We start from the raw sequence: 24,614 nt of genomic DNA on the forward strand, positions 1-24,614 counted from the left end.
GACATCCCCGCTCCCAGCTTCCCGCCTGTCCGGCGAGACACTCCGACGGCTCCTTCTCCCGAACGGCAGCAGCGATGCCTGCTGCGTTTGACCGGCAGATCCGTATACTTGGCCCTGGCCGGTCCTGCGCGAGGCGGGCCGGGTCGGAAAGAGGAAATCGGTCAGGAAAGGGAGAGTTGGATGACAACCAGTACCGACAGATCGTTCCCTGGCGACAAGGCCGGGATGGATCGCCGCCGGCTGGTGGCGTGCTGTCTTGCCGCCGCGACGGCTGCCTTGGTGCCGGCGGCGGCCTCAGCGTCAACGCGAATCCGTGCCGACGCCCGTCAGAAATGCGCGACCTGCGACTTCTGGGGCGGCCGCAGGAGCGTGTCTGCCGATGGCGCCTTCGTCGAGGCGGCTGCGGGGGGCGAGTGCCGCAACCCTCGAAGCCCCGCCTATCGCAAGACGACCCGTCCCGATCAGGGGGCGCCGGTCTGGGTGCGTTGGAAGCGGCTGGGGTAACCGTCCGATGCCGGGCCGATGCAAAACCGCCATGGCCATCGCGGTCCTGCTGTCGATGCTGGCCGGGCCCGCCGCGCGGGCGGGCGCGGACCCGGCGGACGGGGAGGTGGCGGCCGAAGCGCTGCTTGCCGAGCCCGCGGCCTATCTGCTCGTCGATATCCGCCAGTCCGGCGAGACGCCGCACGAGGTGCCGGTCGAGGGATTGGCGCAGGAGCGCCTGACATTCCCGACCGGCGGCAGCGGGCCGATGCACGAAGCCGGGCTGGCCACCTTCTATGCGGGGCTGAAGGACCTGGTGCGGCGGTATCCCGGTCGCCGTCTGGTGCTGGCCTGCGGCATCGCCGCCCGCTCGCGGGAGGCGCTGCGGCTGGCGCCGGGCTACGGACTGCAGGGGCGCCTGTGGCATCTTGCGGACGGGCTGGAGGGCAACGACCGGGGGATCGGCCTGCTCGACGCGGTGCGGCTTCGCTGACGGCAGGCCTCGGCACTGTCGCTGTCTTGCCCGCATAAAATCGTACGCGATCTATTCGTGAGCGATTGACATCGGGTATGCGGTCGCCTATTTAGATCGTGCACGATACAATCGTGAGCGATAAAAACAGGAGACCGCAATGGCCTATTTCACCACCACCGACGGAACCCGCCTCTTCTACAAGGACTGGGGAACCGGCCAGCCCATTCTCTTCGCCCATGGCTGGCCGCTGTCGTCCGATGCCTGGGACCAGCAGATGCTGTTCTTCGGCCACAACGGCTTCCGGGTCATCGCCCATGACCGGCGCAGCCATGGCCGCTCCGACCAGACCTTCGACGGCAACACCATGGACCAGTACGCCGACGACCTGGCGGAGCTGATCGAGGCGCTGGATCTGCGGGATCTGATCCTGGTCGGCCATTCGACCGGCGGCGGCGAGGTCTCGCATTATATCGGCCGTCACGGCACGGCGCGGGTCGCCAAGGTCGTCCTGGTCGGCGCCGTCCCGCCGCTGATGCTGCAGACGCCGGCCAATCCCGAGGGCACGCCGCTGTCGGTCTTCGACGACATCCGCAACAACACCGCGACCAACCGCTCGCAGTTCTTCTTCGATCTCACCGTGCCGTTCTACGGCTTCAATCGCGAGGGCGTCGAAGGCAACGAGGGCCTGCGCGAGAACTTCCGCCGCATCGGCCTGCAGGGCGGCATCAAGGGGCAGTACGACTGCGTCCGCGAGTTCTCGGAAGTCGACTACACCGAGGACCTGCGGCGGATCGACCGGCCGACGCTGATCATTCACGGCGACGACGACCAGATCGTGCCGATCCGGGCCTCCGCTCACCTGGCGGCGCAGATCGTCCCGGACGCCACCCTCAAGATCTACGAGGGCGGCTCGCACGGCCTCGCCGAAACCGAGGCCGGCCGCTTCAACGCCGATGTTCTCGCCTTCATCCGCGGCTGAGCCCGTCCTCGGCCCGCACCTCAACACCGCATCAGATCTGAGAAGGATCCTGTCATGTCCAAGTTTGCTGCAACCCTGGCGCTCGCCGCCGCGCTGCTGTCCGGCGCCGCTGTCGCCGAACCGGCGAAGCCCACCATCGTCTTCGTGCATGGCGCTTTCGCCGACTCCTCGAGCTGGAACGGCGTCGTCGCCCAGCTCCAGAAGGACGGGTACACCGCCGTCGCCGTCGCCAATCCGCTGCGCAGCGTGTCGGACGACGCGCGCCTCGTCTCGGACGTTCTGACCGGCATCGACGGTCCGGTGGTCCTTGTCGGCCACTCCTATGGCGGTCAGGTCATCTCGGCGGCGGCGAACGGCCACGCCAACGTCAAGTCGCTGGTCTATGTCGCGGCCTTCGCGCCGGAGGCCGGCGAGAGCGTGGCGGAGCTGAGCGGAAAGTTCCCGGGCGGGACCCTTGGCGAGGCGCTTGCGCCGCCGGTCCGGCTGGCGGATGGCGGCATCGACCTCTCCATCGACCAGGCGAAGTTCCACGCCCAGTTCGCGCACGACGTTCCGGCCGGGGAGGCGGCGCTGATGGCGGTCGCCCAGCGGCCGATCACCGAAGCGGCGCTGACGGAAAAGGCCGGCGAACCGGCCTGGAAGGCGCTGCCGTCCTACTTCGTCTATGGCGACGGCGACCGGAACATCCCGGCGCAGGCGCTGGCCTTCATGGCCGAGCGCGCCGGGTCGAGGCGCACGGTCGTCGTCGAAGGCGCCTCGCATGTGGTGATGATCTCGCAGCCGCGGACCGTCGCGGAGCTGATCGTCGAAGCGGCCCGGTAAGCGGTTCGGTAAGCGGTTCGGTAAGCTCCGCGCCGGCCGGACAAGGCAAGGCCCCGACGCCGCAGCGTCGGAGCCTGTCTGTTTACCGGCACGCGCGGGGCCGCGTCACCGCAGCAGATAGGCGCGCGAGCCGCCCGACCCGGTTGTGGCTGCGCCGCGCGAGATCGCCACCGTACCGTCGAGGCTCAGCTTGTTGAGGACCAGCGTCATCCCGTCCGAGGCGATTCGGCCATTCCCGTTGAGATGCAGGTTGCGGCTCGGAAGATGCACGCCGCCCCGGATCGTCATCGCGCCGTCGAGAGTGTAGCGCCCCCAGGCATCGACCGGCAGATTCGGCGCTTCGTACAGCGCGAGGCCCTTGTAGGGGCCTGCGGTCGGCGCCGTGAGCTCGAGCTGGGAGTTGCCCTGGACCGTCAGGAAGGCCGAGTTGGCGTCGGCGAGATGAATGGTGACGCCGGCCCCCGAAACCTTCTGGTCGTTGAAGACCAGCCGGCTTCCCTCCGCCAGGACATAGAGCCCCGCGCCCATCTGCACGTCCCGAACCGCCCCGTTGAAGGTGAAGTTGGCGCCCTTGAACAGATAGGTGCCCGCGCCGAAGTCCACCCGCTGGGCGTTGAACGAGACCCCGCTCTTGAACACATAGTCGCCGGGCTCGAACCTGACGCTCTGCACATGGCTATTGATGTTCGGCCAGCGGCAATAGGTTCCCGGCTTGAACACCATACGGCTCAGCTTTTCATCCGGCAGGGCCGCGTCCGGCATGCAGGCGGTTTCGCGCACGATGGTCGCGGAAATGACCGGCAGCTTACCCTTGTAGGGATCCTCGCTGGGACTGCAGTTCTCCTCGAAGCCCGGCGGCCAGGGGCGGGCATTGCCGCCGAACCGGCCGGCCAGGCACAGGCGCTGGACGTCGATGTTCTTCGAATCGATCCAGGTGGCGGGAAGCGCCTTCGAATGCACGTGCATCTCGCAGCCGGGCATGTCGATCCTGCCGCCGCCATTGGCCTTGAAGGCATCGCGGCCATGCCGGTCGACAAGGAAGATGCAGGCCTGCGCGGTCTTCACGGCCACGCCCGACTCCACCGACACCGGGATCATATCGATCCCCACCACCGTCATGAACTTCGAGGGAAGCAGCGCCCTGGCCACGCCGGAGAACTCTCCGGTCCCTTCCGAGAACTCGAAGGAGATCTCGACCGTGCGACCGCCGACGAGATTGGCGGAGAAGAACTCCGTCGCCGCTCTCGACCTGTCGCTTTCCTGGGTCGCCGCCGCCAGCACCGCGGCATCGAGCGCCTGCTGCATCTCCCGCCGAAGCCTGAGGGCGGAGGCATAGTCGATACCGACACCGGCACAGGTGATCAGGACAACGCTGCACAGGGCAAACAGGATCGCGACGCTGCCCTCGGTTGCCCTCCCGAAATTCGACAGGCGGGCAAGCACTGCCCCGGCCGCCGACCAGGCCACCGACCAGGCCGCCGACCGGACCCCTTCCTTTTTCTTTTCGTTGACAATCACTCGCGATCTCCTGCGAAATAAACGCAAGATCGAGGGAGAGCTACAGAAAATAATGAAATCTTAAGCGCCTGGATGACCCTGGGGGATCTTGCGCCAATCGGATAGAGGAGGCGTCAAACGGACAGTCTTTGCGACTTTGGCGCGAAGCATGTGCAAGGTTCAACGCGAGTCCCTCCTCGGTCATGAGGACGGATCATATGCGTAAGGCCGGCGAATTGTCGGGGGCGACGGGAGGTGCGGCGCATGCCGGGGCGCGGGTTTACAGGCCCTGGGCTTTTTTCACCGTGACCGATGGGTGCACGCCATAGGTCTCCCGGTATTGCTGCGCGAAGCGCCCGAGGTGCGAAAAGCCCCATTTGAGGGCCACCTCCTTGATGGGCAGCACGTTCTGGGGAAGCGACAGCTCGACGTGAACGGCCTCCAGGCGGAGGCGGCGCAGATGCAGGATGGGCGTCGTTCCGCAATACTGCTGGAAGCCCGCCTGCAGGGAACGGGCGCTGACGCCCGCGGCTTCGGCGATGTCGCTGACCGTCAGCGGAAGATGCATGTTCGCATGCATGAAATCGACGGCAAGCTTGATGTGCCGCGGCAGCACATCGAGCCGGCTGCCGCGCGCCCGGTGGCTGAACCGGTGGGGAAGGGTTTCGAAGACGAGACGCAGCAGGGCCTCGATCAGCAGGACCAGCGACTTCGGCGACCTTTCCAGCACCCTGTCGCCATGCATTCCCGAGACGATGGTCTGGACGAGCAGCTTGAAGGTCGCGCCGGCGCTGGTTGCAAGATCGAAAAGCGGGGGAAGGGCGAGCCGGCTGAGCACCGCGCCTTCATACAGGGAGGACAGGGTCCGGCTGACCACCCCTTCCTGGACGATGAGCGATGTGGTGACGAGCTGGGGATAGGCCCTGGCCGTCAGGCCCTGCAGCCGCGAGTTGGCGACCAGGATGGCCTGATCCGGGACCGCCGTGATCTTCTCGCCCTCGATAAACGCGTTGGACCGCCCCCCGGAAACCGGAAGGATGATGGTGAGGCCCCCGTCGTTCGCGTCGAGATCGGCGCGCCAGTCGCCGCTATAGGACTTGTTCAGCAGAACGAGGTCCGGGCTGGCGACCACGTTTGTCCACCACTGGAACTTGGTGTCTCGCCCGTATTCGGGCCGCGCCTTGAAGGGAGAGACTTTTCCCCGGAACGAGTCCAGCATGGTTTCGAAGCCGATGCCCGACAGCGGGGGCGCAGCGAAAAAGGGCAGAGTATTCGGCATGTCGCTCCTGGAACATCGATGCGGCCCAAAGCCTGACCGGCGCTGGCCGGCGGCGCGCTCCGCAGGGTCAGCCGATCGGTCAGGAAGTCATGACGGGCCGATTGCCGGCGGGATCGTCACCGATTTGGCCCCCGGGCACCAGCACCATCTACGGAACAATGGGCGGTATCCTCATCAGTCTGCAACTAGCCGAAAGGTTTAGGCCATGGACTCATCTTTGTGCCGGAGCCGGCATCCGGCGGCCCGCCGAAGCGGGCCGCCGGTTGTTGAGGGGCCGTCAGGCGGCGCGGATGGTGCCGAGGAACTCCGTCATCGCGGCCTGCACCCGGTTGGAGCGCGCATGCAGGTCGCGGATGGATTCCCGCATCTCGTTGCTGAGCGTGCCGGTATGGGTGGCCTGGTCGGTGACGTCGACGATCGAACTGCTGACGCTGCGCGTGCCGCTGGCCGCCTCGGCGACGTTGCGGGCGATCTCGTTGGTCGCCGCGTTCTGCTCTTCCGTCGCCGCCGCCATCGCCGAGGTGCGCTGGTGGATGGCGCGCACCATCTCGGCGACCGAATTGGTCGCGACGATGGAATCGTCGGCCGCCAAGCGCATCTCGGAGATCTGGGTGTCGATCTCCTCCGTCGCCCGGGCCGTCTGCTCGGCCAGCGCCTTCACCTCGGAGGCGACGACGGCAAAGCCCCGTCCCGCTTCGCCGGCCCGCGCTGCCTCGATGGTGGCGTTGAGCGCCAGCAGGTTGGTCTGCTCGGCAATGTCGGTGATCAGCTTGGTGACGTCGCCGATCCGGGCCACCACCTGCTGCAGCTTGCCGACCGCCTGGTTCGAGCGCTCGACCTCGCTGGAGGCTTCCGTCACCACCTTCGAGGAGGCATGCACCTGCTCGTTGATCTCGGCGATCGACGCGGACAGCTCCTCGGTGGCGCTGGCGACCGTGTTGACGTTCTCCGTCGCCTGGTGCGAGGCGGAGGCGACCGACAGCGCCTGGCGGGTGGTGCCTTCGGCGATCTCGGCCAGCGCGCCGGCGGTGCCGTTCAGCGTCTCCAGCCCGCTGGTCATCTCGCGGGTGATGGTCATCACCGTTTCCTCGAAGCTGGCCGCCACGCGCTCCATCTCGATGCGCCGCCGCTCGGCCGCATCGAGCCGGGCGTGCTCGGTCTCCGCCTCCAGCTCCCGGGTGCGGATCAGGTTGGCGCGGAAGACGCCGAGCGCCTGGCCCATGCGGCCGATCTCGTCGGACCGGTTGCCGAGATCGATCTCCTCCTCCGTGTTGCCGTCGGCGAGCTTGCGCACCACGTCGGAGAGACGGGCAAGCGGCCGCGAGACCATGGCGAAGTTGAGATAGCCGAGGATGGCGGCGAAGAGGGTGATCAGCAGCCCGCTGCCGAGCGCCACCATCTGCGCCGAGGCAAGCTGCGACCGCTGCTCGGCGAGGAGGGCGGTCTCGCGGCCCTGCAAGGTCGCCTGAAGCTGGCTGACCCCGTCGAACGTGGCGGCGAGCAGGCCGGCGCCGGTCGGCGTCAGCTCCATGGCGCGGGCGAGATCGACCGTCTCGGGCACGCGCATCAGGCGGATCTGCTCGCTGGCGAAGTCTGTGCGCCAACTGCTCCAGGCCGAACGGATCGTGTCGGCCTCGCCGGCAAGCGTGCCGTCGAACGAAGCAAGCTGCCGCTTCAGGTCGTCGAACTGGCCAGAAATCCGGGCCGTCTGCTCCTCGACCTGGCCGACCCAGTCGCGGTTGCCGGTGAGCAGGAAATTCTTCACCCACAAGGCCTGTTCGAGAACGGCCTGCTTGAGGTCGTCGGCGTCGCGCGAGATCTCGGTGACGTGCTCGGCAAGCTCGACCGCATCGGAGGCGGCGATGGTCTTGGACCAGGTGATCGCGCCGCCCGTCGCGCCGATCAGCGCCAGGCAACCGAAGGCGATCGCGCCCTTGGTGGAAACGGAAAGTCTGGAAAACATGGTATCCACCCTCGAATTAGCTGGCCGGAGCCGCGCGGCGCGCGAGCTCGGTAAGGTTGACCTCGACGGTGGCCGCGCCGATCGGCGTGGCATTGGTCTCGTCGGAAAGTGTCAGGTTGAGCTGGACGTGCCAGATCCGCAGGTCCTCGTCCCATTCCGGCTCGTCGATGAAGACAGCGCCGACGCCGAAGGGGAAGGTCTTCTGGAACTTGGCCTCGTCACCCTGCCAGTAGTCGCTGGTGATCGAGCTCTGGCCGACATTCAGGCCGTTGGCGTCCATCACGAAGATCTCGGTGTAGAGCCCCAGCGTCTGCGCCTGGATGCGCAGCAGGTAGTTGGACAGCGGCGCCGACAGGGTGGCGGAAATCAACGGCTTGTCGTCGCTCTTGCGCTCGGCAATCCATTGCGCGTCGAGCGCGTCGATCGTCGCCTGGTCGATATTGCCGCGCAGTTCGTTCTGCGCCTTGATCGACAGCGGCACGATCGGGTTGGCGAGCCATTCCCGGGTCTGGGCGATGAACGCATCGTCGATCAGCGCCTTGACGTCGGGCACCGGTGGCGCGGCGGCCGCCTGTCCGGCGAAGACAAGGGACGACAGCAAGAAAATACCGGCAAGGCGACGCATCTCAGGCTCCTCTCCAGAAATTGGATCGCGTAAGGGTTCCGCTGCGTCGGTTAATGAGGGATTTATGGCAGATTGCTTATTTTTTGTTCAGAAAGTTCAATGAGTTGGCAGGGGGCTGGCGAAGGGCTGCGCGCGTCCTGGCGTGGCCGATGCGATCAGATCTGACAAACCGGGAGGCCTCGGCATATTTTCCAAGGTGTTTCGACGCCTCCTCGCGGGTGGCTGCGGTCGGGCGCGGGAGGGCCCCGCGCGATGCCTTTCTTGAACTCCTCCATTGTCCTCGCCATATATGACGAGAACGGAACCAGCGTGTTCCGGCCGGATGCCGTCAGGGTCCGGCAATTGGGACGCTTCGGTCGCGCCGGGTCCGCCGGCGGATCGGTCGTCTGGAAATGGGCCGCTTTGAAAAGGGCTTGAAGCACATGACGCGCATGTCTGCGTTTTCCTCGCCATTGCTTCTGGGGTTCGAGGATCTGGAACGGATGCTCGACCGGGTCAGCAAGGGTTCGAACGACGGCTATCCGCCGTACAATATCGAGCGCCTGCCCAAGACCGAGACGCGCGGCGAAATCATCCGCATCACCCTGGCGGTCGCCGGCTTCACCCGCGACCAGCTCGACGTCAGCGTCGAGGAGAGCCAGCTCGTGATCCGCGGACGCCAGGAAGACGACAAGACGCGTCAGTTCCTGCATCGCGGCATTGCCGCGCGGCAGTTTCAAAGAGCTTTCGTTCTGGCGGAGGGGATCGAGATCCTCGGCGCGGAACTGAAGGACGGCCTGCTTTCCATCGATCTGATCCGCCCCGAACCCGAGCGGATCGTGCGCCGTATCGAGATCGACGCGCGGGACTGACCCCGGCCTCGGACCCGGCGGCACACGGACCGAAGCGGCGGCGCGGCGCAGGCCGGCCGCCGAGAAGGAGCGATGCCATGACACATGACCACCAGACGTTCACCATGAAGCCCGGAGAATTCCAGGCGCTCGGCACCGGGCAGATCGCCTATGTCAAGCCCATGACCTCGGACGACCTCAGCACCCTGTTTCCGCAGGCCCCGCGCATGCGTCCCGGCCTGAACCTGTGGGTGCTGCTCAACGCCGACGGCACGCCGATCATGCTGTCGGACAGCCGCGAGATGGCGCTGGCCAATGCGGCCGAACATCAGCTCCACACGGTGGCGCTGCACTGAGCCTGCAAACGGCCCTCAGGTGAGAGACGGGACGGGCGCCTCGCGCCGGACAATCCCGACACGCAAAAGCCCCGGTTCTTTTCGGAACCGGGGCTTTTGGTGTGAGGTCTTTGATGCTGGGGCAGGGCGCCTCGCCCGCTCCCGCCGGTCAGGCGGCGTTGGAGGCGACCGGCTGCGTCAGGATCGAATAGAGCGCGTCGGGATCGCTGGTGGCGCGCAGCTTGGCGACCGTGCCGGGATCGCGCATGCGGCGGGCGATGCGGGCCAGCGCCTTGAGATGGTCGGCTCCCGCCCCTTCGGGCGCAAGCAGGACGAAGACGAGATCGACCGGCTGGTCGTCCAGCGCATCGAAGTCGATCGGGCGCTCCAGGCGGGCGAACAGGCCGACCAGCTTGTCCAGGCGGACGAGCTTGCCGTGGGGAATGGCGATGCCGTTGCCCACCCCGGTCGAGCCGAGGCGTTCGCGCTGCAACAGCGTGTCGAACACGTCCCGCTCGGGCAGGCCGGTGACGGCGGCCGCCTTGGCGGCCAGTTCCTGAAGCGCTTGCTTCTTGCTGTTCGCTTTCAGACTCGGAACGATCGCTTTCGATGTGATGAGATCGTTGAGATCCATAAGGCGACTCTTGGTTCGAGAAACGGGAGGCAACCGGCGTAACGCCGCATCCCGCTGGGGGACGCGGCGTGCCGGACAGGCTGCCTGTCTATCTGGCTGCGTTTTCCGGGTCGATCCAGCCGTAATTGCCGTCGGCCCGGCGGTAGACGACGTTGACCGCGCCGCTGCCGGCATTGCGGAACACCACGACGGGCGCTTCCGCGAGATCGAGCTGCATCACCGCCATGCCGACGGTCATGGTCTTCACCTTGGCGGCGGTCTCCGCGACCACCAGCGGGGTGAAGTCGGCGGGAACCTCCTCTTCCTCCTCCACGGACGCAAGGACGTAGGAGGTCGCCTCGAACACCTCGCGCCCATGGGCGGCGCCATTGGCGTGGTGGTCCTTCAGCTTGCGCTTGTAGCGGCGCAGGCGCTTCTCGATCCGCTCGGCCGCAGCATCAAAGCTCTGGCGCGGGTCCTGGCTGTCGCCCGACACCTGCAGGTCAATGCCGGTGTCGAGGTGAAGCAGGCATTCGGAGCGGAAACCGGACCCTTCGCGCCCGACCGTGACATGGCCGGTATAGCCGCCGTCGAAATATTTCGAGATGGCTTCGGCGACGCGGTCTTCGATATGCGTCCGCAAAGCCTCGCCGACATCGACGTTCTTTCCCGATATCCGCAGTGTCATGAGAACCTCTTCTTGTTCTGGTCGTACCGACCCCATCGATGAGTATGGCGTGAGTCTCGCCAGTTTCATCAGGGGCAAACCCACTGTGACAAACCGCGGGCCGGATTGATATCCGCAACCCGACCTATTGCATCCCGGTTCGCGGTCGTGCCCACAGGTCGAAACCCGTCGGCCGGCTGTCGCGCCGGGGTCGCATGCAACACGCCGTCCTTCCGCGCGATACGACCATGCGCGCCGTTTCCGGCACGCATGAGCGCGGGTCTATAAGCGTGCGGCTGCATGAAGTCAAATGGAGTCCGGGCTGCGGCAGCGCGGCTATGGCCGGCCTGGAGACCGGAGTCGCGGCCAACTGCCTGAAGAAACAAGGGCTTCATTGTCACCCTTCCTTTCCCTGCTGCCCCCGGCTTTCCCTGCCGCCCCCGGCCCGACGCCGCGTCCGCGGCGCCCGTGCGGGTTTCAGCCCCGGCCCGCCTTCTTCTCCCGCCGTCTTTGGACGGAAGAGGCAATGCGCAGGGACTCCCGGTATTTTGCAACCGTTCTGCGGGCAATGTCGATCCCCTCGTCCTTCAACATTTTGACGATCGTGTCGTCGGAGAGAATGTCGTCGGGGCTTTCCGCGTCGATCAGCACCTTGATGCGGTGGCGCACCGCCTCGGCGGAATGGGCATCGCCCCCGCCGGACGAGGCGATGGCGGCGGTGAAGAAGTATTTCAGCTCGAAGATGCCGCGCGGCGTCGCCATGTACTTGTTCGAGGTGACGCGGCTGACGGTCGACTCGTGCATGGAGATGGCCTCGGCGATGGTCCTCAGGTTGAGCGGCCGCAGATGCTGCACGCCATGCACCAGGAACGCATCCTGCTGGCGGACGATCTCGCTCGCCACCTTGAGGATCGTCCGCGCCCGCTGGTCGAGGCTCTTGGCCAGCCAGTTGGCGGTCTGCAGGCATTCGCTGAGGAAGCTCTTCTCCGCCTCGTCGCGGGCCTGTCTGCTGATATGGGCATAGTAGGTCTGGTTGACCAGCACCTTGGGCAGCGTGTCGGAGTTGAGCTCCACCGACCAGCCGCCGTCGCGCGCCGCGCGCACGATCACGTCCGGCACCACCGGCTGGATCAGTGTCTCGCCGAAGGAACTGCCGGGCTTGGGATCGAGCGCCTTCAGCTCGGCGATCATCTCCTTCAGGTCCTCGTCGTCGACGCCGCAGACCTGGCGCAGCGCCGCGTGGTCGTGGCGCGCCAACAGGTCGATATTGTCGATCAGCTTTTCCATCGCCGGGTCGAAGCGGTTCTTCTCGATGAGCTGCAGCTTCAGGCATTCGGCGAGCGAACGGGCGAAGACGCCGGTCGGTTCCAGCGTCTGCAGCACGGCGAGAATGCCGTCGAGCCGCGCCCGATCGATGCCCATCCGTTCCGCCGTGTCGTCGAGATCGAGGCGCAGGTAGCCGGCATCGTCGAGATTGTCGATCAGCACCTGGGCGACGAGACGCTCCACCGGATCGGCGATCGCCAGCACCATCTGGTCGCCGAGATGCTGCTGCAGCGACACGTCGGAGGCGACGAAGGCCTCCAGATTGTAGTCCTCCGAGGTGCTGCCCGCGCCGGTGCGCGTCGTCAGACCGGTCTGCCAGGGGTCGCGCTGCTGCGCCTCGCCCGCCCCCGCCTCGGTGCGCCCAGTGCCCGGATCGTCGGGATAGATGTTGCCGAGATCGGTGTCGAGGCGCTGGGCGATGTCGCGGGCGCTGTCGGAGAGTTCCGAGCTGAGCCAGGCATCGCCCTCCGCCTCTCCGGAAGAGGAGGGCGCCGCGGCCTCGGCCGCCTCGCGCTCTGACGGGCTGTCGGCCTCGCCGGCTCCGCCTTCGCCCTCCGCGCGCTCCAGCAGCGGATTGCGCTCCATCTCCGCCTCGACATAGCTCGTCAGGTCGAGCGACGACATCTGCAGCAGCTTGATCGCCTGCATCAACTGCGGCGTCATGATCAGGGTCTGGCCCTGGCGGATCTCGAGCTTTGGCGACAGCGCCATGCAGGCTCCCGGACATGCGGGGCATTTCGATGCAAGGAAACCCCGGCCGCGGCGGGCCCATACCCGCGCGCTCCGGCGGCGGAACTGCCCCGTCCTCCGCCCGCTCCCCGGACCCGTCCGTCCTGCATGCCGGCGGCGCCGGACATGCGGGCGCGCGTCGCACCTGCCCCCCGGCGCGATTGGTCCGCTTCTTGCTTTGTACCCTATGGGAGTTTTCGCATCAAAGCGTAAACTGTTCGCCGAGATAGAGACGGCGGACATCCGGGTTGGCGACGATCTCGAGGGGCGAGCCCTCGGTCAGCACCTCGCCGGCGGCGATGATATAGGCCCGGTCGATCAGGCCGAGCGTCTCGCGCACATTGTGATCGGTGATCAGCACGCCGATGCCGCGATGGGTGAGGTGGCGCACCAAGTGCTGGATGTCGCCGACGGCGATCGGGTCGATGCCGGCGAAGGGCTCGTCGAGCAGCATGAAGGTCGGCCGGCTGGCCAGCGCCCGGGCGATCTCGACGCGCCGCCGCTCGCCGCCCGACAGGGCGATGGCGGGCGAGGCGCGCAGATGCGTGACGCCGAATTCCTCCAGCAGCGAGTCGAGGTCGTGCTGGCGCTGCTTGCGGTCCGGCTCCACCACTTCCAGCACGGCGCGGATATTGTCCTCCACCGACAACCCGCGAAAGATCGAGGCTTCCTGCGGCAGGTAGCCGATGCCGAGCCTGGCGCGCCGGTACATCGGCAGGCGGGTGATGTCGAAGCCGTCGAGGCGGATGGTGCCGTGGTCGGGCTGGATCAGCCCGGTGATCATGTAGAAGCAGGTGGTCTTGCCGGCGCCGTTGGGGCCGAGCAGGCCGACCGCCTCGCCGCGCTGGACCATCAGGCTGACATTGCGGACCACCTGGCGCCGCTTGTAGCTCTTGCCGATACCGTCGACGACGAGCAGCCCGTCCTCGCTGGCCGGGTCGTAGGACGGGGCGGCGGTTCCGGTCCGGTCCTGCGTGCCTTTGCGGAAGATGGAGAGGATGTTCACGGATCGGTCCACAGTTGCGCGGCGCGGAAAGGCGGCGCGGGCCGCCTCGTCGGTCTTGCTTGTTGCTTCATTGCATGAAGGCGGCGCTCGTTCAATCCGGCGCGCCCGCCGTCGTTCCGCGCCGGATCAGTTCTGCGGCGCGGTCTCGCGCAGGGTGTTCGGCTGGATCAGCACCCTGACGCGGCCGGATTTCGGCGCCTCGAGATCGGCCTTGCCGGTCTTCAGGTTGACCGTCAGCTTGTTGCCGACGACCACGTTCGGCCCCTGCGACAGCACCACCTCGCCGCCGGTCATCACCATGATCTGCCGGTTCATGTCGAACGAGGCCTGGTCGCCGGTCGCGGTCTGGTCCTTGGACGAAATGTAGACCCGCCCGCTCGCCTCCAGCTTCGAGATGCGCTGGTTGACGCCGCCGGCGGCGGAACCGTCGTAATGCACGACGAGGCGCTGGGTCTTCAGCATCGCGTCGCCCTGGGTCACGACGACGTCGCCGGTGAAGATCGCGCTCTGGCTCTTGTCCTGCACCTGCAGTTCGCGCGCCTCGATCTGGATCGGCTCGCGCTCGTTGGAGCCGAAGCCGGCGAAGGCGTCGGAAAAGGTCTGGGCTCCGGCGCTGCCGGTGGCGAGCGCCAAGCTGAGGAGAGCGCTGCCGGTGGCGAGCGCCAGGCCGAGAAGAGCGCCGCCGGCGGCGGCGGCGAGACGGGCGGAAAGGGCGGGCAGGGCGTGCCGCGATGCGATCATGGAGCTTTCTCCGCGTTCGGCGGCATCACCGTCATGGAGATGCCGTCGGTGAAGGTCAGTGTACCCGCGTCCTGGTCGAAGCGCATCCGCCCGGCGGTCAGCGAGCCGAAGGAGGAGGTGAACAGCGTCTTTTCCTCGCTGCGCAACTGCCCGCTCTTCAGGTTGGCGTCGAGCGAGCCGAAGCGCGCCGTCTCGCCGCCATTGGCGGTGACGTCGACGCCGTCGTCGAGCCTCAGCGTTTCGGCCGAGCTGTTATAGGTGCCGCGTGCGGCGACAATACGAACACTCTGCTCGGCCGAAAGCCGCAGGTCTGCGGTGATGTGTTCCAGGTCGATGATGCGGGGATCGCTGATCCGCTGGATCGCCCGCCGCGCCGAGACCTTGTAGGAGCGCTCGCCGTCATGGCCGGACAGTTCCGGACTGTCCATGACGAGACCGTCGGCGGTGATGGTGATCAGGCCGAGGCCGAGGCCGGAAAGGATGCTGCTGACCGCGATCATCGCGACGACGACGAGCATCATCACGATGCCGGCGCCCGGCACCAGGAACCGCAGCCGGCGGACGCGGCGGCTGTGACGGCGGGCCGCCTCGCGGGCAGCCGCGCGGCGGGCGGCCTCGCGCACCGGATCATACGCGCCCGCCTCCTCGGGCCCGCCGAAATCCTGCCCGTCGAAGGCAGGCTGCAGTCTGTAGGCCTCCTGGTCCAAGCCCGTGTCCGTCCGTCCGTCTGGTCTTGTCGCGGCGATGGCGATGCGGCACCGGTCCGCACCCATGCGGGCCGCGCGCATTCCTCGTCCTGCCCCTATATAGGGGGCCGGGCGGGTCCTGTCTGCCTCCGCCGGAAAGAGGCGCCGGTCTCAGCTATGGGCGAAGATGTCGGTGTCGTCCCAGCCGGCGAGATCGAGCGCCGCCCGCGCCGGCAGGAAGCCGAAACAGGCCTCGGCGATCTGGGTGCGCCCCTCGCGCTCCAGCCGCTCGGCGAGCTTGTCCTTCAGCGCATGCAGGTAGAGCACGTCGGAGGCGGCATAGGCGAGCTGCGCCTCGGTGAGGCTTTCGGCTGCCCAGTCCGAGCTCTGCTGCTGCTTGGAGATCTCGATGCCGACCAGCTCGCGGGCAAGGTCCTTGAGCCCGTGCCGGTCGGTATAGGTGCGCACCAGCCGCGAGGCGATCTTGGTGCACCACACCGGCGCGCAGTCGATGCCGAGCCCGTGCGACAGCACGGCGACGTCGAAACGGGCGAAGTGGAAGATCTTGGTCTTGGCCGGATCGCCGAGCAGCTTCGCAAGGTTCGGCGCGCTGGTCTGGCCGGCCGCGATCTGCACCACATCCGCGCTGCCGTCTCCGGCCGAGAGCTGCACCACGCAGAGCCGGTCGCGATGCGGCTTGAGGCCGAGCGTCTCGGTGTCGATGGCCACCGCGCTTGCCGTCCGGTAGGCGGCCATTTCGGGCGCGGAGAGATCGGGCAGGTCGCCGCGATGCAGGCGAATGGTCATGCAGGGGGCCTCCTGGCGGGATGCGTATCTGTGCCTTGTCGAAAGTGACGCCCTTGATATCGGCGTTTCCCGGCCGCGTCCATCGTCTGCGGGAGGTGGGAGGTGGGAGGCGCGCGCGCGCGCTGCGCCTCCCGTGGTCGGATCGCTGCGCGGGACCTGCGATCAGTCGCGCTCGCCCATCACCTTCCAGACCAGGCCGCCGACGACGGCACCGATGACCGGGGCCACCCAGAACAGCCAGAGCTGCCCGAGCGCCCAGCCGCCGGCGAACAGCGCCTGGCTGGTGGAGCGGGCCGGGTTGACCGAGGTGTTGGTGACCGGGATGGAGATCAGATGGATGAGGGTCAGCGCCAGGCCGATGGCGATGGGGGCAAAGCCCGCCGGCACCCGGCCATGGGTCGAGCCAAGGATGACGATCAGGAAGCCCGCCGTCAGCACGATCTCGATCAGCAGACCCGAGATCATGGAATAGCCGCCGGGCGAATGCGCGCCGTAGCCGTTGGCGGCGAAGCCGCCGAGATCCGCTCCCGCCTTGCCGGAGGCGATGACATAGAGGATCGCCGCCGCCGCCACCGCGCCGGCAAGCTGGGCGAGGATATAGGGAAGGAGGCTCGTTGCCGGGAACCGTCCCGCCACCGCCAGCCCGACCGAGACGGCGGGATTGAAATGGCCGCCGGAGATGCCTCCGACCGCATAGGCCATGGTCAGGACGGTCAGGCCGAAGGCCAGCGATACGCCGACGAAGCCGATTCCAAGTTCGGGAAAGCCGGCGGCAAGAACGGCGCTGCCGCATCCACCGAAGACAAGCCAGAACGTTCCGATGGTTTCGGCCAAGAGTTTCTTTTGCATTGCGTTTTTACCCCCCATAGGCGGTTAATCAATCATGCAAGGGGACACTGGGCAGGCGGCAAGTCAACTGGAAATTGTGCGTGCGGGTGCCCGCAGCGAATGCGGCAGGCGCCAGCCGGTGCCGCGGCCCCCCCCCGTCGGGGCCGGCGACCCAAAACGAAAAAAGGCCCGGCGAACCGGGCCTTTTTCGTGTGTCTCGGACCTATTGGCATGTCCGGGACGAATTTGGTGCCCAGGAGAGGACTCGAACCTCCACGCCCTTTCGAGCGCTAGCACCTGAAGCTAGTGCGTCTACCAATTCCGCCACCTGGGCTGTGAGGCGCGCTTGTAAGGAACGGTCGCAGGCTTGTCAACGGGGGTTTTGCGATGTGTCCACGTATGTGCAAAACCGGCCTTCACAGACGCGGATGCAAGGGCTATTGAGACCGGCAGGCGCCTTTGCCGGGGCCGCCCTCCGCCGGCCGCGCGAATCGGCGCATCGGCGGATGGGGTCCGGCCAGGATGCCGACCGACTTGCGGGGCCCGGCCCCGCCGGCGCGAAGACGATCATAGGCGCAGAGGCCATCGCCGGCGCACCGTCACAGGCAGGGACGGCGCCGGGTAGGAAGCCGGGTAGGAAGCCAGGTAGGAAGATGGTCACGAAGGGAGCGACAGTCATGTCCGCGGCATCTGGTTCGAAGGCCCTGAACGGCAAGCTCGTCACCGTATTCGGCGGCTCGGGTTTCATCGGGCGTCACGTGGTCCGGGCGCTGGCCCGGCGCGGCTACCGGGTGCGGGTGGCGGTGCGCCGCCCCGATCTGGCCGAGCATGTGCAGCCGCTCGGCGCCGTCGGCCAGATCATGCCGGTGCAGGCCAACCTGCGCCATCGCTGGTCGGTCGACCGGGCGGTGCAGGGCTCGGATGCGGTGGTCAACCTGGTCGGCATCCTCTATGAGGCCGGCGCCCAGACCTTCGACGCGGTGCAGTCCTTCGGCCCGCGCGCGGTTGCCGAGGCGGCACGCGCCGCCGGCATCGACAAGGTGGTGCATCTGTCGGCGATCGGCGCCGATGCCAATTCTCCCGCCGCCTATGCCCGCTCGAAGGCGGCCGGCGAGCAGGCGGTGCTGGAGACGGTGCCGCAGGCGGTGATCCTGCGCCCCTCCATCGTCTTCGGTCCCGAGGACGATTTCTTCAACCGCTTTGCCGCCATGGCGCGGATGTCGCCGGCGCTGCCGCTGGTCGGCGGCGGCGCGACCAAGTTCCAGCCGGTCTTCGTCGGCGATGTCGCCGAGATGGTCGCCCGCGCGGTCGACGGCGAGCTGAGGCCCGGCGGCATCTATGAACTCGGCGGGCCGGAGGTGCTTTCCTTCCGCCAGTGCCTGGAGACGATGCTGAAGGTGATTCGCCGCAACCGCCTGCTGCTGCCGCTGCCCTTCCGCCTCGCCCGCCTCCAGGCGCGGGTCCTGCAGGTGCTGCCCAAGCCCCTGCTGACGGTCGACCAGGTCGAGATGCTGAAGGTCGACAACGTCGTCTCGGGCGAGGCCGAGGCGGAGGGGCGGACGCTCAAAGGGGTCGGCATCGAACCGCGCACTCTCGCGGCGATCCTGCCGACCTATCTGGATCGGTTCCGCCAGCACGGCCAATATGCGGCCAACCGGATGACCCCCGGCCCGGAGGTCTGAGACCCCGTCCCCCTCAGCGCCGGGGCTGGCGACGGCTCGCCTCGGGCCGGCCGACGCGCATCCGCTCGTACCTGATCATGTCGTCGTCCGGCTCGTAGCCATAATAGCCGCGCGACAGGCCGATATCGCGCAAGCCTGCCTCGTCCAGCCGCTCCAGCGCCGCCCGCGTGCGCCGGGCCGAGCGCCAGACCATCCAGCGGGCGATGAGCGCCTGTATGGCCCGCCCCAGCAGGAGCGCCGGCAGGAAGCGCGGCGGCGTCGGAAAATCATACGGATCGGCCGTCGCAGGGCTGTTCGGGTGCGCCCCCTTCCCGGCGGCCCGGGCGTTGACCGCAGCAGTCCTGATCGCCCCGGTCCGGTTCACGCGCATGTCGGTCATGACTGTCTCTCCTGTTGCCAGGCCGCTCTCCCCGTGAGGCCCGTCGAGGGCGCTGCATTGTGGAAAGCGGCGATGCGAAGCAGGATGGCAGGGCATACCTGACACCAGCGCGTCAGGTATGTTCGGGCAGTGTCGCGGCAGGTGATTTTTTCCGGAGACAAGAGCGATGAACGCCATCGAACGGGCGCTCGGCATCCTGCTGCTGCTGACCGGCGGCCAGCGCAGCGCGGTCGAACTGGCGGAGCGATTCGGCGTCTCCGTGCGCACCATCTACCGCGATGTCGACCGGCTGCTGGCGCTGGGCATTCCGGTGGAGGCGGAGCGCGGGGCGGAGGGCGGCTACCGGCTGGCGCGCGACTACCTGCAGCCGCCGGTGGCGCTGACCCGCGGCGAGACGGCGGCGCTGCTGGTGGCGCTGGCCCTGGTGCGCGGCTTGCGGGCGACGCCGCTGCTGTCGGAGCTCGATGCGGCCGAGGCCAAGCTGCTGGCCTCGCTGCCGCGCGCCGCGCGCGAGCTCTTCGCGCAAGGCGAGCGCATCGTCGGCATCGAGTGCCCGCCCGTCGACATCTTCCATCCCGAGCCGGACGGCACCGGCGAGGGCGACACCCAGCTTGCCGTCGACCGCTTCATGCAAGGGCTTCTCGCCGCGAAGCGCGTGCGCCTCACCCACGAGAACCCCTATCGCGGCCGCAGCGCCGACTACGACATGGAGCCGCACGGCATCCTGTTCGACCGCGACCGCTGGTATCTGTTCGGCCACGATGTCGATCTGGGGTCGGAGCGGCTGATCCGCGCCGACCGGGTGCGGCAGATCGAGGTCGGCGGCTTCGGCTTTCGCCCGCGCGCCTCCCTGTCGGTGCAGAGCCAGATCGGCCGCGCCTGGCTGTCGCGCGCCATGCGCCGCTGGGAAGGCGAGGGGCGGGTCAGCCGGCTGCTCGTCACGCAGGAGCAGGCAGAGCGGCTGCGGCGCGACTGGTATTATCGCCACGCGATTTTCGGCGCGCCAAGCGGGGAGGGCGCCGCCGACACGCGGCTGGAGGTGTGCGTTCCCAGCACCGAGGCCGAGGTGATCCTGCCCTTGGTGCGCTGGCTGGGGCCGGGGGCGCGGCTGCTTGCCCCCGACGATCTGCGCCGCCGGCTCGCGCAGGACCTGGCGGCGATGGCGGCGGAGGCCTCAGCCGACGAGATATAGGCCGGCGAAACCGGCAAGGCCGACGCCGATGCGCCACCAGGCGAAGGGCGCGAAGCCGTGCCGGCTGACGAAATTGAGCAGCCCGCGCACCACGAAGACGGCGGTGACGAAGGCGGCGACGAAGCCGACGGCGATGACGGTGACGTCGTCCACCGACAGGATGTCGCGGTTCTTGTAGAGGTCATAGGCGAAGGCGCCGGCCATGGTCGGCATCGCCAGGAAGAACGAGAACTCCGCCGCCGAGCGCTTGTCGGTGCCCAGCAGCAGGGCCCCGGCGATGGTGGCGCCGGAGCGCGAGACGCCGGGCACCATCGCCAGCGTCTGGAAGAAGCCGATCGCCAGGCACAGCCACAGCGGATAGTCCATCACGTCGTCATAGCGCGGCACCCGCTTCATCCGGTCGACGGCGAGCAGCGCGATGCCGCCCAGGATCAGCGTGGTGCAGATCAGCGCCGGCGATTCGAACAGCACCGCCTTGATGAAGCCATGGGCGAGCACGCCGATCACCGCCGCCGGCAGGAAGGCGAGCAGGATGCCGGCGACGAAATGCCGGGCCACCGCCTCGTGCGGCAGGGCGACGGCAATGGTCCACAGGCGGTGGAAATAGACGGAGAGGATGGCGAGGATGGCGCCGAGCTGGATCAGCACCTCGAAGGACTTGCCGGTGCTCTCGAATCCGATGAAATGTCCCAGCAGCAGGATATGCCCCGTCGAGGAAACGGGAATGAACTCGGTCAGGCCCTCGACAAGGCCAAGGATCAGCGCTCCGACGAGCGTCTCCGTTTGCATGGGCTGAACTCTCCGGCTTCCTGGGGAATTGCTGCGTTGTGTGACGACGTGCTGCAGCGTATACGGGCGCCTCATGGTGCCGCCCGCTCTGCACCGTTTGATTAACCGTAACCGGTTACGATCCTCTTATGCTGACGTTGTATCGCCATCCGTTCTCGCCGCAGTCGCGTTTCGTGCAGCTTGTGCTCGCCGAATACGGCGCAAAGGTGGAGTTTGTCACCGAGCGCCCCTGGGAGCGCCGCCGCGAGTTCCTGATGCTCAATCCGGCCGGCGCCCTGCCGGTGCTGCGGGAGAATGACGGCCCGCCGGTGTGCGGCGCCTTCGCCATCATGGAATATCTCGACGAGACGCGCGGCTATGCGGTCGGCGACCGGCGGCTGATGCCCGACCATCCGGACGCGCGGGCCGAGACCCGGCGGCTGGTCGACTGGGCGGTGAACAAGCTCGACAACGAGGTCATCGGCCCCTTCGTGCGCGAGCGCATCTACAAGCAGGACATGCCGTCCTCGCAGGGCGGCGGATCGCCGGATTCGGCCATCCTGCGCGCCGCGCGCGCCAATATCGGCCACCATCTGCGCTATTTCGGCTATCTTGCCGCCTCGCGCAACTGGCTGGCGGGCGAGCGGCTGACCTTCGCCGATTTCGCCGTCGCGGCGGAGCTGTCCTGCGCCGATTATCTGGGTGAGGTGCCATGGGCGGAGGAGGAAAACGTCAAGGCCTGGTACGCGCGGATGAAGTCGCGCCCGAGCTTCCGTCCGCTGCTGGCGGAAAAGATGCTGGGCATGCCGCCGGCGCCGGTCTACGCCGACCTGGACTTCTGAGCCCGCAGCAGGCGGAGCGGCTGAAGGCCACGCTCGCTGACAAGGCGCGGGCGCTCGGCTTCGACGACATGCGCATCGCCGACGCAGCCGCACCGCCCGACATTTCCGAAAATCTCTCACGGTTCCTCGCCGCCGGCCATCACGGCTCGATGGCGTGGATGGCCGAGACGGCGGAGCGGCGCGCCGCGCCCCAGGCGCTGTGGCCGGAGGCGCGGCGGGTGATCAGCCTGGCGCTCTCCTACGCGCCCGACGAGGATCCGCTGGCGACGCTCGCCGAGCGTGAGCGCGCGACCATCTCCGTCTATGCCCGCAACCGCGACTATCACGACATCATCAAGGGCCGGCTCAAGGAGCTGGCGCAGCACCTGCTGGCGCAGGCCCGGCGGATGGGGCTGGATGAAGGGGAGGTGAAGGTGTTCGTCGACACCGCCCCGGTGATGGAAAAGCCACTGGCCCAGCAGGCGGGCCTCGGCTGGCAGGGCAAGCACACCAATCTCGTCTCGCGCCGGCTCGGCTCCTGGTTCTTCCTCGCCGAGATCTTCACCGATCTGGAGCTGCCGGTGGATGAGGCCGAGGTCGACCATTGCGGCTCCTGCCGCGCCTGTCTCGACGCCTGCCCGACGGACGCGTTCCCCGCGCCCTACCGGCTCGATGCGCGCCGCTGCATCTCCTATCTCACCATCGAGAACAAGGGGCCGATCCCGCGCGCCTTCCGCACCGCCATCGGCAACCGCATCTATGGCTGCGACGATTGTCTCGCCGCCTGTCCCTGGAACAAGTTCGCGGTCGAGGCGCGCGAGGCACGGCTGATCGCCCGCGACGAGCTGCGCGCGCCCGCCCTCGCCGACCTGCTTGAGCTGGACGATGCGGCCTTTCGTGCGCTCTTTTCCGGCTCGCCGATCAAGCGCATCGGCCGCGACCGCTTCCTGCGCAACGTGCTGATTGCCGCCGGCAATTCCGGGGCGTCGTCGCTTGTCGCAAGGGTGGAGGCGCTGCTCGGCGACGCCAGCCCGCTGGTGCGCGGCGCGGCCGTGTGGGCCTTGTCGCGCCTGCTGGCGGCGGACGCCTTTTCCCGCCTCGCCGCCTTGCGGATGGCGAGCGAAGACGACGGCGAGGTGCGCGCGGAATGGCAGGCGGGCTTGGCCGCGTGTACGGCAGATGGGCAGGGCGGACAGTCGTCCTGATCCGCCGACGCCCCGCGAATTCTAGCGGGTGAAGGCGGAAAACGCCTGCACGACGCTTTCATAGACGGCGCGCTTGAACGGGATGACGAGGCCGGGCAGGTCCTCCGCCCGCCGCCAGCGCCACTCGCAGAATTCCGCCTTGTGGCCGTCGGGCGGGGTCAGGATGTCGATCTCCCGCTCCTCGCCCTCGAAGCGAAAGGCGAACCATTTCTGGGTCTGGCCCTTGTAGCGGGCCTTGTGGCGGATCGGCACGATCTCCGGCGGATAGTCGTAGGAGAACCAGGACGGCGCCTCGGCGATCAGCGAGATCGAGGCGATCGCGGTCTCCTCGTAGAGCTCGCGGCGCGCGGCGGCGAGCGGGTCCTCGCCTGCGTCGATGCCCCCCTGCGGCATCTGCCAGCAATAGTCCGGGTCCGCGCCGCCCTCCGGCGCCCGCTTGCCGGTCCACACCAGCCCGTCGGCATTGAGCAGCATCACACCCACACAGGGGCGATAGTCGGGCAGGGCGGTGGGGCTGAGCACGCGGCGGTCTCCTTCGGCGAGGCTGCGAGGATAGGCGAGGGTGATACGCGGGCGAGAGCCGGGCGGCAAGGGGAGAGGTGCCTGATAGGCGGAAGACGGGCAGGCGGAAGACGGGCAGGCGGACGAGGGGCAGGCGCGCCAACGGCCGGCGCGCGGCGTTATTGGCCGACCCGGTCGATCGAGGCGCTGATCGGGATGAGCTGCAGCCCGCGCTCCTCCAGGTCGCGCGACCATCTCTCCAGCTCGTCGATGGTCACCGGCAGGGCGCTGGCAATGCCGACCGCCATGCCGCGCGCCCGCGCCGCCCCTTCCAGTTGCAGCAGCCGGGCGGTGATCTCCTTCGGCCGCGGCACGTCGTCGATGACGAGGTCGGCGTGGGAGAAGGGCGTGCGCAGCCCGCTGGCGGTCGAGGTCGCGACACTGCGCGAGGACGAGCCGTCGTCCACATACATCAGCCCGCGCCGAGTGACCTCGCCGAGCAACTGCTGCAGCGATCCCTCCGTGGCGGTGAAGCGGGCGCCCATGTAGTTCATCACGCCGACATAGTTGGAGAGCCGGCTCATCAACCAGGCGAGCCGGTCGCGCAGCTCGTCGGGCGAGTGGCTTACCAGCAGCGTGTGCGGCCCCGGATCGTTGTCGGGATAGTCGAACGGCTCCATCGGCAGTTGCAGCAGGAGTTCGTGGCCGGCGCGGCGGGCCTGCTGCATCCAGCGGTCGATGCTGGAGCCGTAGGGGGCGAAGGCGAGGGTGATGTCCGGCGGCAGCCGGTCGATCGCCGCCTGGGTGCTGGTCTGCGACAGGCCGAGGCCGCCGACGACGATGGCGATCTTCGGCACCGAGGCGAAGGTCTGGCTGACCGGCCGGGCATAGATGTCGAGCGGCCGCAGCCCGGTCTCCGAGACGGTCGGCAGGCGGCCATGCGGACCCGTTTCGCTCACGCGCGCATCCGGCCGCTCCGACAGGCCCTGGCCGGCGACGAGCGCCGGGGAGGCCTCGTCCACGGGCGTGCCGGTCTCGTGTCCGGAGAGGGGCTTGGGTTCGAAACGCGGACCCAGCGTCTCGTCGCGATCCGCGACCTGTGACCTCGCCTCGCCCCGGTCGGGCAGCGAGGGGCGGATCTCCACGACGCCGAAGTCGCGGGCGGTCAGGCCGTCGAGGGAGCGTTCCAGCGGGATCGAGGCGGTGGGCTCGCCGCCGAGCGGATCGTCGACCACGCCGATCCACACCAGGGCGGTCAGTGCCAGCAGGGTGATCATGCCGGCGCCGATCAGCCCGAGCGGAAGGTTGAGATATCTCTTCTTGCTCAGCCCGAGGGGAGTCGAGAGGTCATTTCCCGCCATGGTGCCTCATCCGC

At 67.9% G+C, this 24,614-nt stretch carries 25 protein-coding genes and 1 tRNA gene; 9 read left to right on the plus strand and 17 right to left on the minus strand.

Annotation, left to right across the window (positions count from 1 at the left end; genetic code table 11):
• Nucleotides 1-535 precede the first annotated feature (535 nt).
• The 3 genes from TSB10P1A_RS15345 to TSB10P1A_RS15355 all read left to right on the plus strand — a co-directional run bounded on the left by TSB10P1A_RS15345 (nucleotide 536) and on the right by TSB10P1A_RS15355 (nucleotide 2,759).
• Complete coding sequence (locus tag TSB10P1A_RS15345) at nucleotides 536-976, plus strand: hypothetical protein (RefSeq protein WP_186388799.1); 441 nt, start codon at nucleotides 536-538, stop codon at nucleotides 974-976.
• A gap of 139 nt (nucleotides 977-1,115) precedes the next feature.
• Entirely contained in the window at nucleotides 1,116-1,937 is an 822-nt protein-coding gene (locus TSB10P1A_RS15350; RefSeq protein ID WP_186388800.1) for an alpha/beta fold hydrolase, read from the plus strand.
• A gap of 54 nt (nucleotides 1,938-1,991) precedes the next feature.
• On the plus strand, nucleotides 1,992-2,759 hold the full coding sequence (locus TSB10P1A_RS15355; protein WP_186388801.1) for an alpha/beta fold hydrolase: 768 nt from the start codon (nucleotides 1,992-1,994) through the stop codon (nucleotides 2,757-2,759).
• A 105-nt stretch (nucleotides 2,760-2,864) separates the two neighbouring features.
• Here TSB10P1A_RS15355 and TSB10P1A_RS15360 read toward each other — a convergent pair whose 3' ends face one another.
• From TSB10P1A_RS15360 to TSB10P1A_RS15375, 4 genes are all read right to left on the minus strand, one after another.
• Nucleotides 2,865-4,277 (minus strand): pilus assembly protein TadG-related protein, encoded by a 1,413-nt coding sequence (locus TSB10P1A_RS15360; RefSeq protein WP_186388802.1) that lies wholly within the window; start codon nucleotides 4,275-4,277, stop codon nucleotides 2,865-2,867.
• A 259-nt stretch (nucleotides 4,278-4,536) separates the two neighbouring features.
• Nucleotides 4,537-5,535: a helix-turn-helix transcriptional regulator gene (locus tag TSB10P1A_RS15365; RefSeq protein ID WP_186388803.1), complete on the minus strand. Its 999-nt coding sequence runs from the start codon at nucleotides 5,533-5,535 to the stop codon at nucleotides 4,537-4,539.
• 277 nt (nucleotides 5,536-5,812) lie between these two features.
• Nucleotides 5,813-7,498 carry a methyl-accepting chemotaxis protein gene (locus TSB10P1A_RS15370; protein ID WP_186388804.1) on the minus strand — a complete coding sequence of 562 codons (1,686 nt, stop codon included), beginning with the start codon at nucleotides 7,496-7,498 and terminating at the stop codon, nucleotides 5,813-5,815.
• 16 nt (nucleotides 7,499-7,514) lie between these two features.
• Nucleotides 7,515-8,123: a hypothetical protein gene (locus tag TSB10P1A_RS15375; RefSeq protein WP_186388805.1), complete on the minus strand. Its 609-nt coding sequence runs from the start codon at nucleotides 8,121-8,123 to the stop codon at nucleotides 7,515-7,517.
• Between the two features lie 422 nt (nucleotides 8,124-8,545).
• Here TSB10P1A_RS15375 and TSB10P1A_RS15380 point away from each other — a divergent pair, with 422 nt between their 5' ends.
• Together TSB10P1A_RS15380 and TSB10P1A_RS15385 are read left to right on the plus strand one after the other, a co-directional pair.
• Nucleotides 8,546-8,974: an Hsp20 family protein gene (locus tag TSB10P1A_RS15380; protein ID WP_067223553.1), complete on the plus strand. Its 429-nt coding sequence runs from the start codon at nucleotides 8,546-8,548 to the stop codon at nucleotides 8,972-8,974.
• 77 nt (nucleotides 8,975-9,051) lie between these two features.
• Nucleotides 9,052-9,309, plus strand: a complete 258-nt coding sequence (locus TSB10P1A_RS15385) for a DUF1150 domain-containing protein (RefSeq protein WP_186388806.1) — start codon at nucleotides 9,052-9,054, stop codon at nucleotides 9,307-9,309.
• Nucleotides 9,310-9,457: 148 nt separating this feature from the next.
• Here TSB10P1A_RS15385 and ptsN read toward each other — a convergent pair whose 3' ends face one another.
• The 9 genes from ptsN to TSB10P1A_RS15430 all read right to left on the minus strand — a co-directional run bounded on the left by ptsN (nucleotide 9,458) and on the right by TSB10P1A_RS15430 (nucleotide 17,025).
• A complete protein-coding gene (gene ptsN, locus TSB10P1A_RS15390) occupies nucleotides 9,458-9,922 on the minus strand; it encodes a PTS IIA-like nitrogen regulatory protein PtsN (protein ID WP_186388807.1) in 465 nt (154 codons plus the stop codon).
• Between the two features lie 88 nt (nucleotides 9,923-10,010).
• A complete protein-coding gene (gene hpf / locus TSB10P1A_RS15395; protein ID WP_186388808.1) occupies nucleotides 10,011-10,589 on the minus strand; it encodes a ribosome hibernation-promoting factor, HPF/YfiA family in 579 nt (192 codons plus the stop codon).
• Nucleotides 10,590-11,045: 456 nt separating this feature from the next.
• The gene (rpoN, locus tag TSB10P1A_RS15400; RefSeq protein WP_186388809.1) at nucleotides 11,046-12,605 is read right to left on the minus strand and encodes an RNA polymerase factor sigma-54; all 1,560 of its coding nucleotides are present in this window, start codon (nucleotides 12,603-12,605) and stop codon (nucleotides 11,046-11,048) included.
• Nucleotides 12,606-12,825: 220 nt separating this feature from the next.
• A complete protein-coding gene (gene lptB / locus TSB10P1A_RS15405; RefSeq protein WP_186388810.1) occupies nucleotides 12,826-13,629 on the minus strand; it encodes an LPS export ABC transporter ATP-binding protein in 804 nt (267 codons plus the stop codon).
• Between the two features lie 126 nt (nucleotides 13,630-13,755).
• Nucleotides 13,756-14,370, minus strand: a complete 615-nt coding sequence (gene lptA / locus TSB10P1A_RS15410; RefSeq protein ID WP_186388811.1) for a lipopolysaccharide transport periplasmic protein LptA — start codon at nucleotides 14,368-14,370, stop codon at nucleotides 13,756-13,758.
• Nucleotides 14,367-15,077 carry an LPS export ABC transporter periplasmic protein LptC gene (lptC, locus tag TSB10P1A_RS15415; protein WP_186388812.1) on the minus strand — a complete coding sequence of 237 codons (711 nt, stop codon included), beginning with the start codon at nucleotides 15,075-15,077 and terminating at the stop codon, nucleotides 14,367-14,369. The genes lptA and lptC overlap by 4 nt, the downstream gene beginning before the upstream one ends.
• A gap of 150 nt (nucleotides 15,078-15,227) precedes the next feature.
• Nucleotides 15,228-15,863 (minus strand): ribonuclease D, encoded by a 636-nt coding sequence (locus tag TSB10P1A_RS15420; protein WP_186388813.1) that lies wholly within the window; start codon nucleotides 15,861-15,863, stop codon nucleotides 15,228-15,230.
• Between the two features lie 162 nt (nucleotides 15,864-16,025).
• Nucleotides 16,026-16,712 carry an aquaporin Z gene (gene aqpZ / locus TSB10P1A_RS15425; protein ID WP_186388814.1) on the minus strand — a complete coding sequence of 229 codons (687 nt, stop codon included), beginning with the start codon at nucleotides 16,710-16,712 and terminating at the stop codon, nucleotides 16,026-16,028.
• Between the two features lie 226 nt (nucleotides 16,713-16,938).
• A tRNA-Leu gene (locus tag TSB10P1A_RS15430) sits at nucleotides 16,939-17,025 on the minus strand.
• Nucleotides 17,026-17,368: 343 nt separating this feature from the next.
• Here TSB10P1A_RS15430 and TSB10P1A_RS15435 point away from each other — a divergent pair.
• Nucleotides 17,369-18,373 carry a complex I NDUFA9 subunit family protein gene (locus tag TSB10P1A_RS15435; protein WP_186388815.1) on the plus strand — a complete coding sequence of 335 codons (1,005 nt, stop codon included), beginning with the start codon at nucleotides 17,369-17,371 and terminating at the stop codon, nucleotides 18,371-18,373.
• Nucleotides 18,374-18,386: 13 nt separating this feature from the next.
• Here TSB10P1A_RS15435 and TSB10P1A_RS15440 read toward each other — a convergent pair whose 3' ends face one another.
• Nucleotides 18,387-18,752: a DUF1127 domain-containing protein gene (locus tag TSB10P1A_RS15440; RefSeq protein ID WP_186388816.1), complete on the minus strand. Its 366-nt coding sequence runs from the start codon at nucleotides 18,750-18,752 to the stop codon at nucleotides 18,387-18,389.
• Between the two features lie 166 nt (nucleotides 18,753-18,918).
• On the opposite strand from TSB10P1A_RS15440, the gene TSB10P1A_RS15445 reads away from it, so the two are divergent.
• Nucleotides 18,919-19,944, plus strand: coding sequence for a YafY family protein (locus TSB10P1A_RS15445; protein WP_186388817.1), 1,026 nt, complete (start codon nucleotides 18,919-18,921; stop codon nucleotides 19,942-19,944).
• Here the strand turns inward: TSB10P1A_RS15445 and TSB10P1A_RS15450 are convergent.
• On the minus strand, nucleotides 19,927-20,733 hold the full coding sequence (locus tag TSB10P1A_RS15450) for an undecaprenyl-diphosphate phosphatase (protein ID WP_186388818.1): 807 nt from the start codon (nucleotides 20,731-20,733) through the stop codon (nucleotides 19,927-19,929). The genes TSB10P1A_RS15445 and TSB10P1A_RS15450 overlap by 18 nt on opposite strands.
• Nucleotides 20,734-20,861: 128 nt before the next feature.
• Here TSB10P1A_RS15450 and TSB10P1A_RS15455 point away from each other — a divergent pair, with 128 nt between their 5' ends.
• On the plus strand, nucleotides 20,862-21,554 hold the full coding sequence (locus tag TSB10P1A_RS15455) for a glutathione S-transferase family protein (protein ID WP_186397188.1): 693 nt from the start codon (nucleotides 20,862-20,864) through the stop codon (nucleotides 21,552-21,554).
• Nucleotides 21,551-22,738 carry a tRNA epoxyqueuosine(34) reductase QueG gene (gene queG, locus TSB10P1A_RS15460; protein ID WP_208987118.1) on the plus strand — a complete coding sequence of 396 codons (1,188 nt, stop codon included), beginning with the start codon at nucleotides 21,551-21,553 and terminating at the stop codon, nucleotides 22,736-22,738. Before TSB10P1A_RS15455 ends, queG begins: the two co-directional genes overlap by 4 nt.
• 21 nt (nucleotides 22,739-22,759) lie before the next feature.
• Here queG and TSB10P1A_RS15465 read toward each other — a convergent pair whose 3' ends face one another.
• Both TSB10P1A_RS15465 and TSB10P1A_RS15470 read right to left on the minus strand, forming a co-directional pair.
• Nucleotides 22,760-23,260: an RNA pyrophosphohydrolase gene (locus tag TSB10P1A_RS15465; RefSeq protein ID WP_244293137.1), complete on the minus strand. Its 501-nt coding sequence runs from the start codon at nucleotides 23,258-23,260 to the stop codon at nucleotides 22,760-22,762.
• A 158-nt stretch (nucleotides 23,261-23,418) separates the two neighbouring features.
• Entirely contained in the window at nucleotides 23,419-24,600 is a 1,182-nt protein-coding gene (locus tag TSB10P1A_RS15470) for a divergent polysaccharide deacetylase family protein (RefSeq protein ID WP_208987106.1), read from the minus strand.
• Nucleotides 24,601-24,614 lie beyond the last annotated feature (14 nt).

This window comes from Stappia sp. TSB10P1A, from assembly GCF_900185725.1.
Taxonomy (GTDB): domain Bacteria; phylum Pseudomonadota; class Alphaproteobacteria; order Rhizobiales; family Stappiaceae; genus Stappia.

Excerpts from the sequence above, each read along its gene's own strand:
- TSB10P1A_RS15345 (WP_186388799.1), top strand. The coding sequence starts at position 536 with ATGGCCATCGCGGTCCTGCTGTCGATGCTGGCCGGGCCCGCCGCGCGG.
- TSB10P1A_RS15350 (WP_186388800.1), top strand. The coding sequence starts at position 1,116 with ATGGCCTATTTCACCACCACCGACGGAACCCGCCTCTTCTACAAGGAC.
- TSB10P1A_RS15355 (WP_186388801.1), top strand. The coding sequence starts at position 1,992 with ATGTCCAAGTTTGCTGCAACCCTGGCGCTCGCCGCCGCGCTGCTGTCC.
- TSB10P1A_RS15365 (WP_186388803.1), bottom strand. The coding sequence starts at position 5,535 with ATGCCGAATACTCTGCCCTTTTTCGCTGCGCCCCCGCTGTCGGGCATC.
- TSB10P1A_RS15370 (WP_186388804.1), bottom strand. The coding sequence starts at position 7,498 with ATGTTTTCCAGACTTTCCGTTTCCACCAAGGGCGCGATCGCCTTCGGT.
- TSB10P1A_RS15375 (WP_186388805.1), bottom strand. The coding sequence starts at position 8,123 with ATGCGTCGCCTTGCCGGTATTTTCTTGCTGTCGTCCCTTGTCTTCGCC.
- TSB10P1A_RS15380 (WP_067223553.1), top strand. The coding sequence starts at position 8,546 with ATGACGCGCATGTCTGCGTTTTCCTCGCCATTGCTTCTGGGGTTCGAG.
- TSB10P1A_RS15385 (WP_186388806.1), top strand. The coding sequence starts at position 9,052 with ATGACACATGACCACCAGACGTTCACCATGAAGCCCGGAGAATTCCAG.
- ptsN (WP_186388807.1), bottom strand. The coding sequence starts at position 9,922 with ATGGATCTCAACGATCTCATCACATCGAAAGCGATCGTTCCGAGTCTG.
- hpf (WP_186388808.1), bottom strand. The coding sequence starts at position 10,589 with ATGACACTGCGGATATCGGGAAAGAACGTCGATGTCGGCGAGGCTTTG.
- rpoN (WP_186388809.1), bottom strand. The coding sequence starts at position 12,605 with ATGGCGCTGTCGCCAAAGCTCGAGATCCGCCAGGGCCAGACCCTGATC.
- lptA (WP_186388811.1), bottom strand. The coding sequence starts at position 14,370 with ATGATCGCATCGCGGCACGCCCTGCCCGCCCTTTCCGCCCGTCTCGCC.
- TSB10P1A_RS15420 (WP_186388813.1), bottom strand. The coding sequence starts at position 15,863 with ATGACCATTCGCCTGCATCGCGGCGACCTGCCCGATCTCTCCGCGCCC.
- aqpZ (WP_186388814.1), bottom strand. The coding sequence starts at position 16,712 with ATGCAAAAGAAACTCTTGGCCGAAACCATCGGAACGTTCTGGCTTGTC.
- TSB10P1A_RS15435 (WP_186388815.1), top strand. The coding sequence starts at position 17,369 with ATGTCCGCGGCATCTGGTTCGAAGGCCCTGAACGGCAAGCTCGTCACC.
- TSB10P1A_RS15440 (WP_186388816.1), bottom strand. The coding sequence starts at position 18,752 with ATGACCGACATGCGCGTGAACCGGACCGGGGCGATCAGGACTGCTGCG.
- TSB10P1A_RS15445 (WP_186388817.1), top strand. The coding sequence starts at position 18,919 with ATGAACGCCATCGAACGGGCGCTCGGCATCCTGCTGCTGCTGACCGGC.
- TSB10P1A_RS15450 (WP_186388818.1), bottom strand. The coding sequence starts at position 20,733 with ATGCAAACGGAGACGCTCGTCGGAGCGCTGATCCTTGGCCTTGTCGAG.
- TSB10P1A_RS15455 (WP_186397188.1), top strand. The coding sequence starts at position 20,862 with ATGCTGACGTTGTATCGCCATCCGTTCTCGCCGCAGTCGCGTTTCGTG.
- TSB10P1A_RS15470 (WP_208987106.1), bottom strand. The coding sequence starts at position 24,600 with ATGGCGGGAAATGACCTCTCGACTCCCCTCGGGCTGAGCAAGAAGAGA.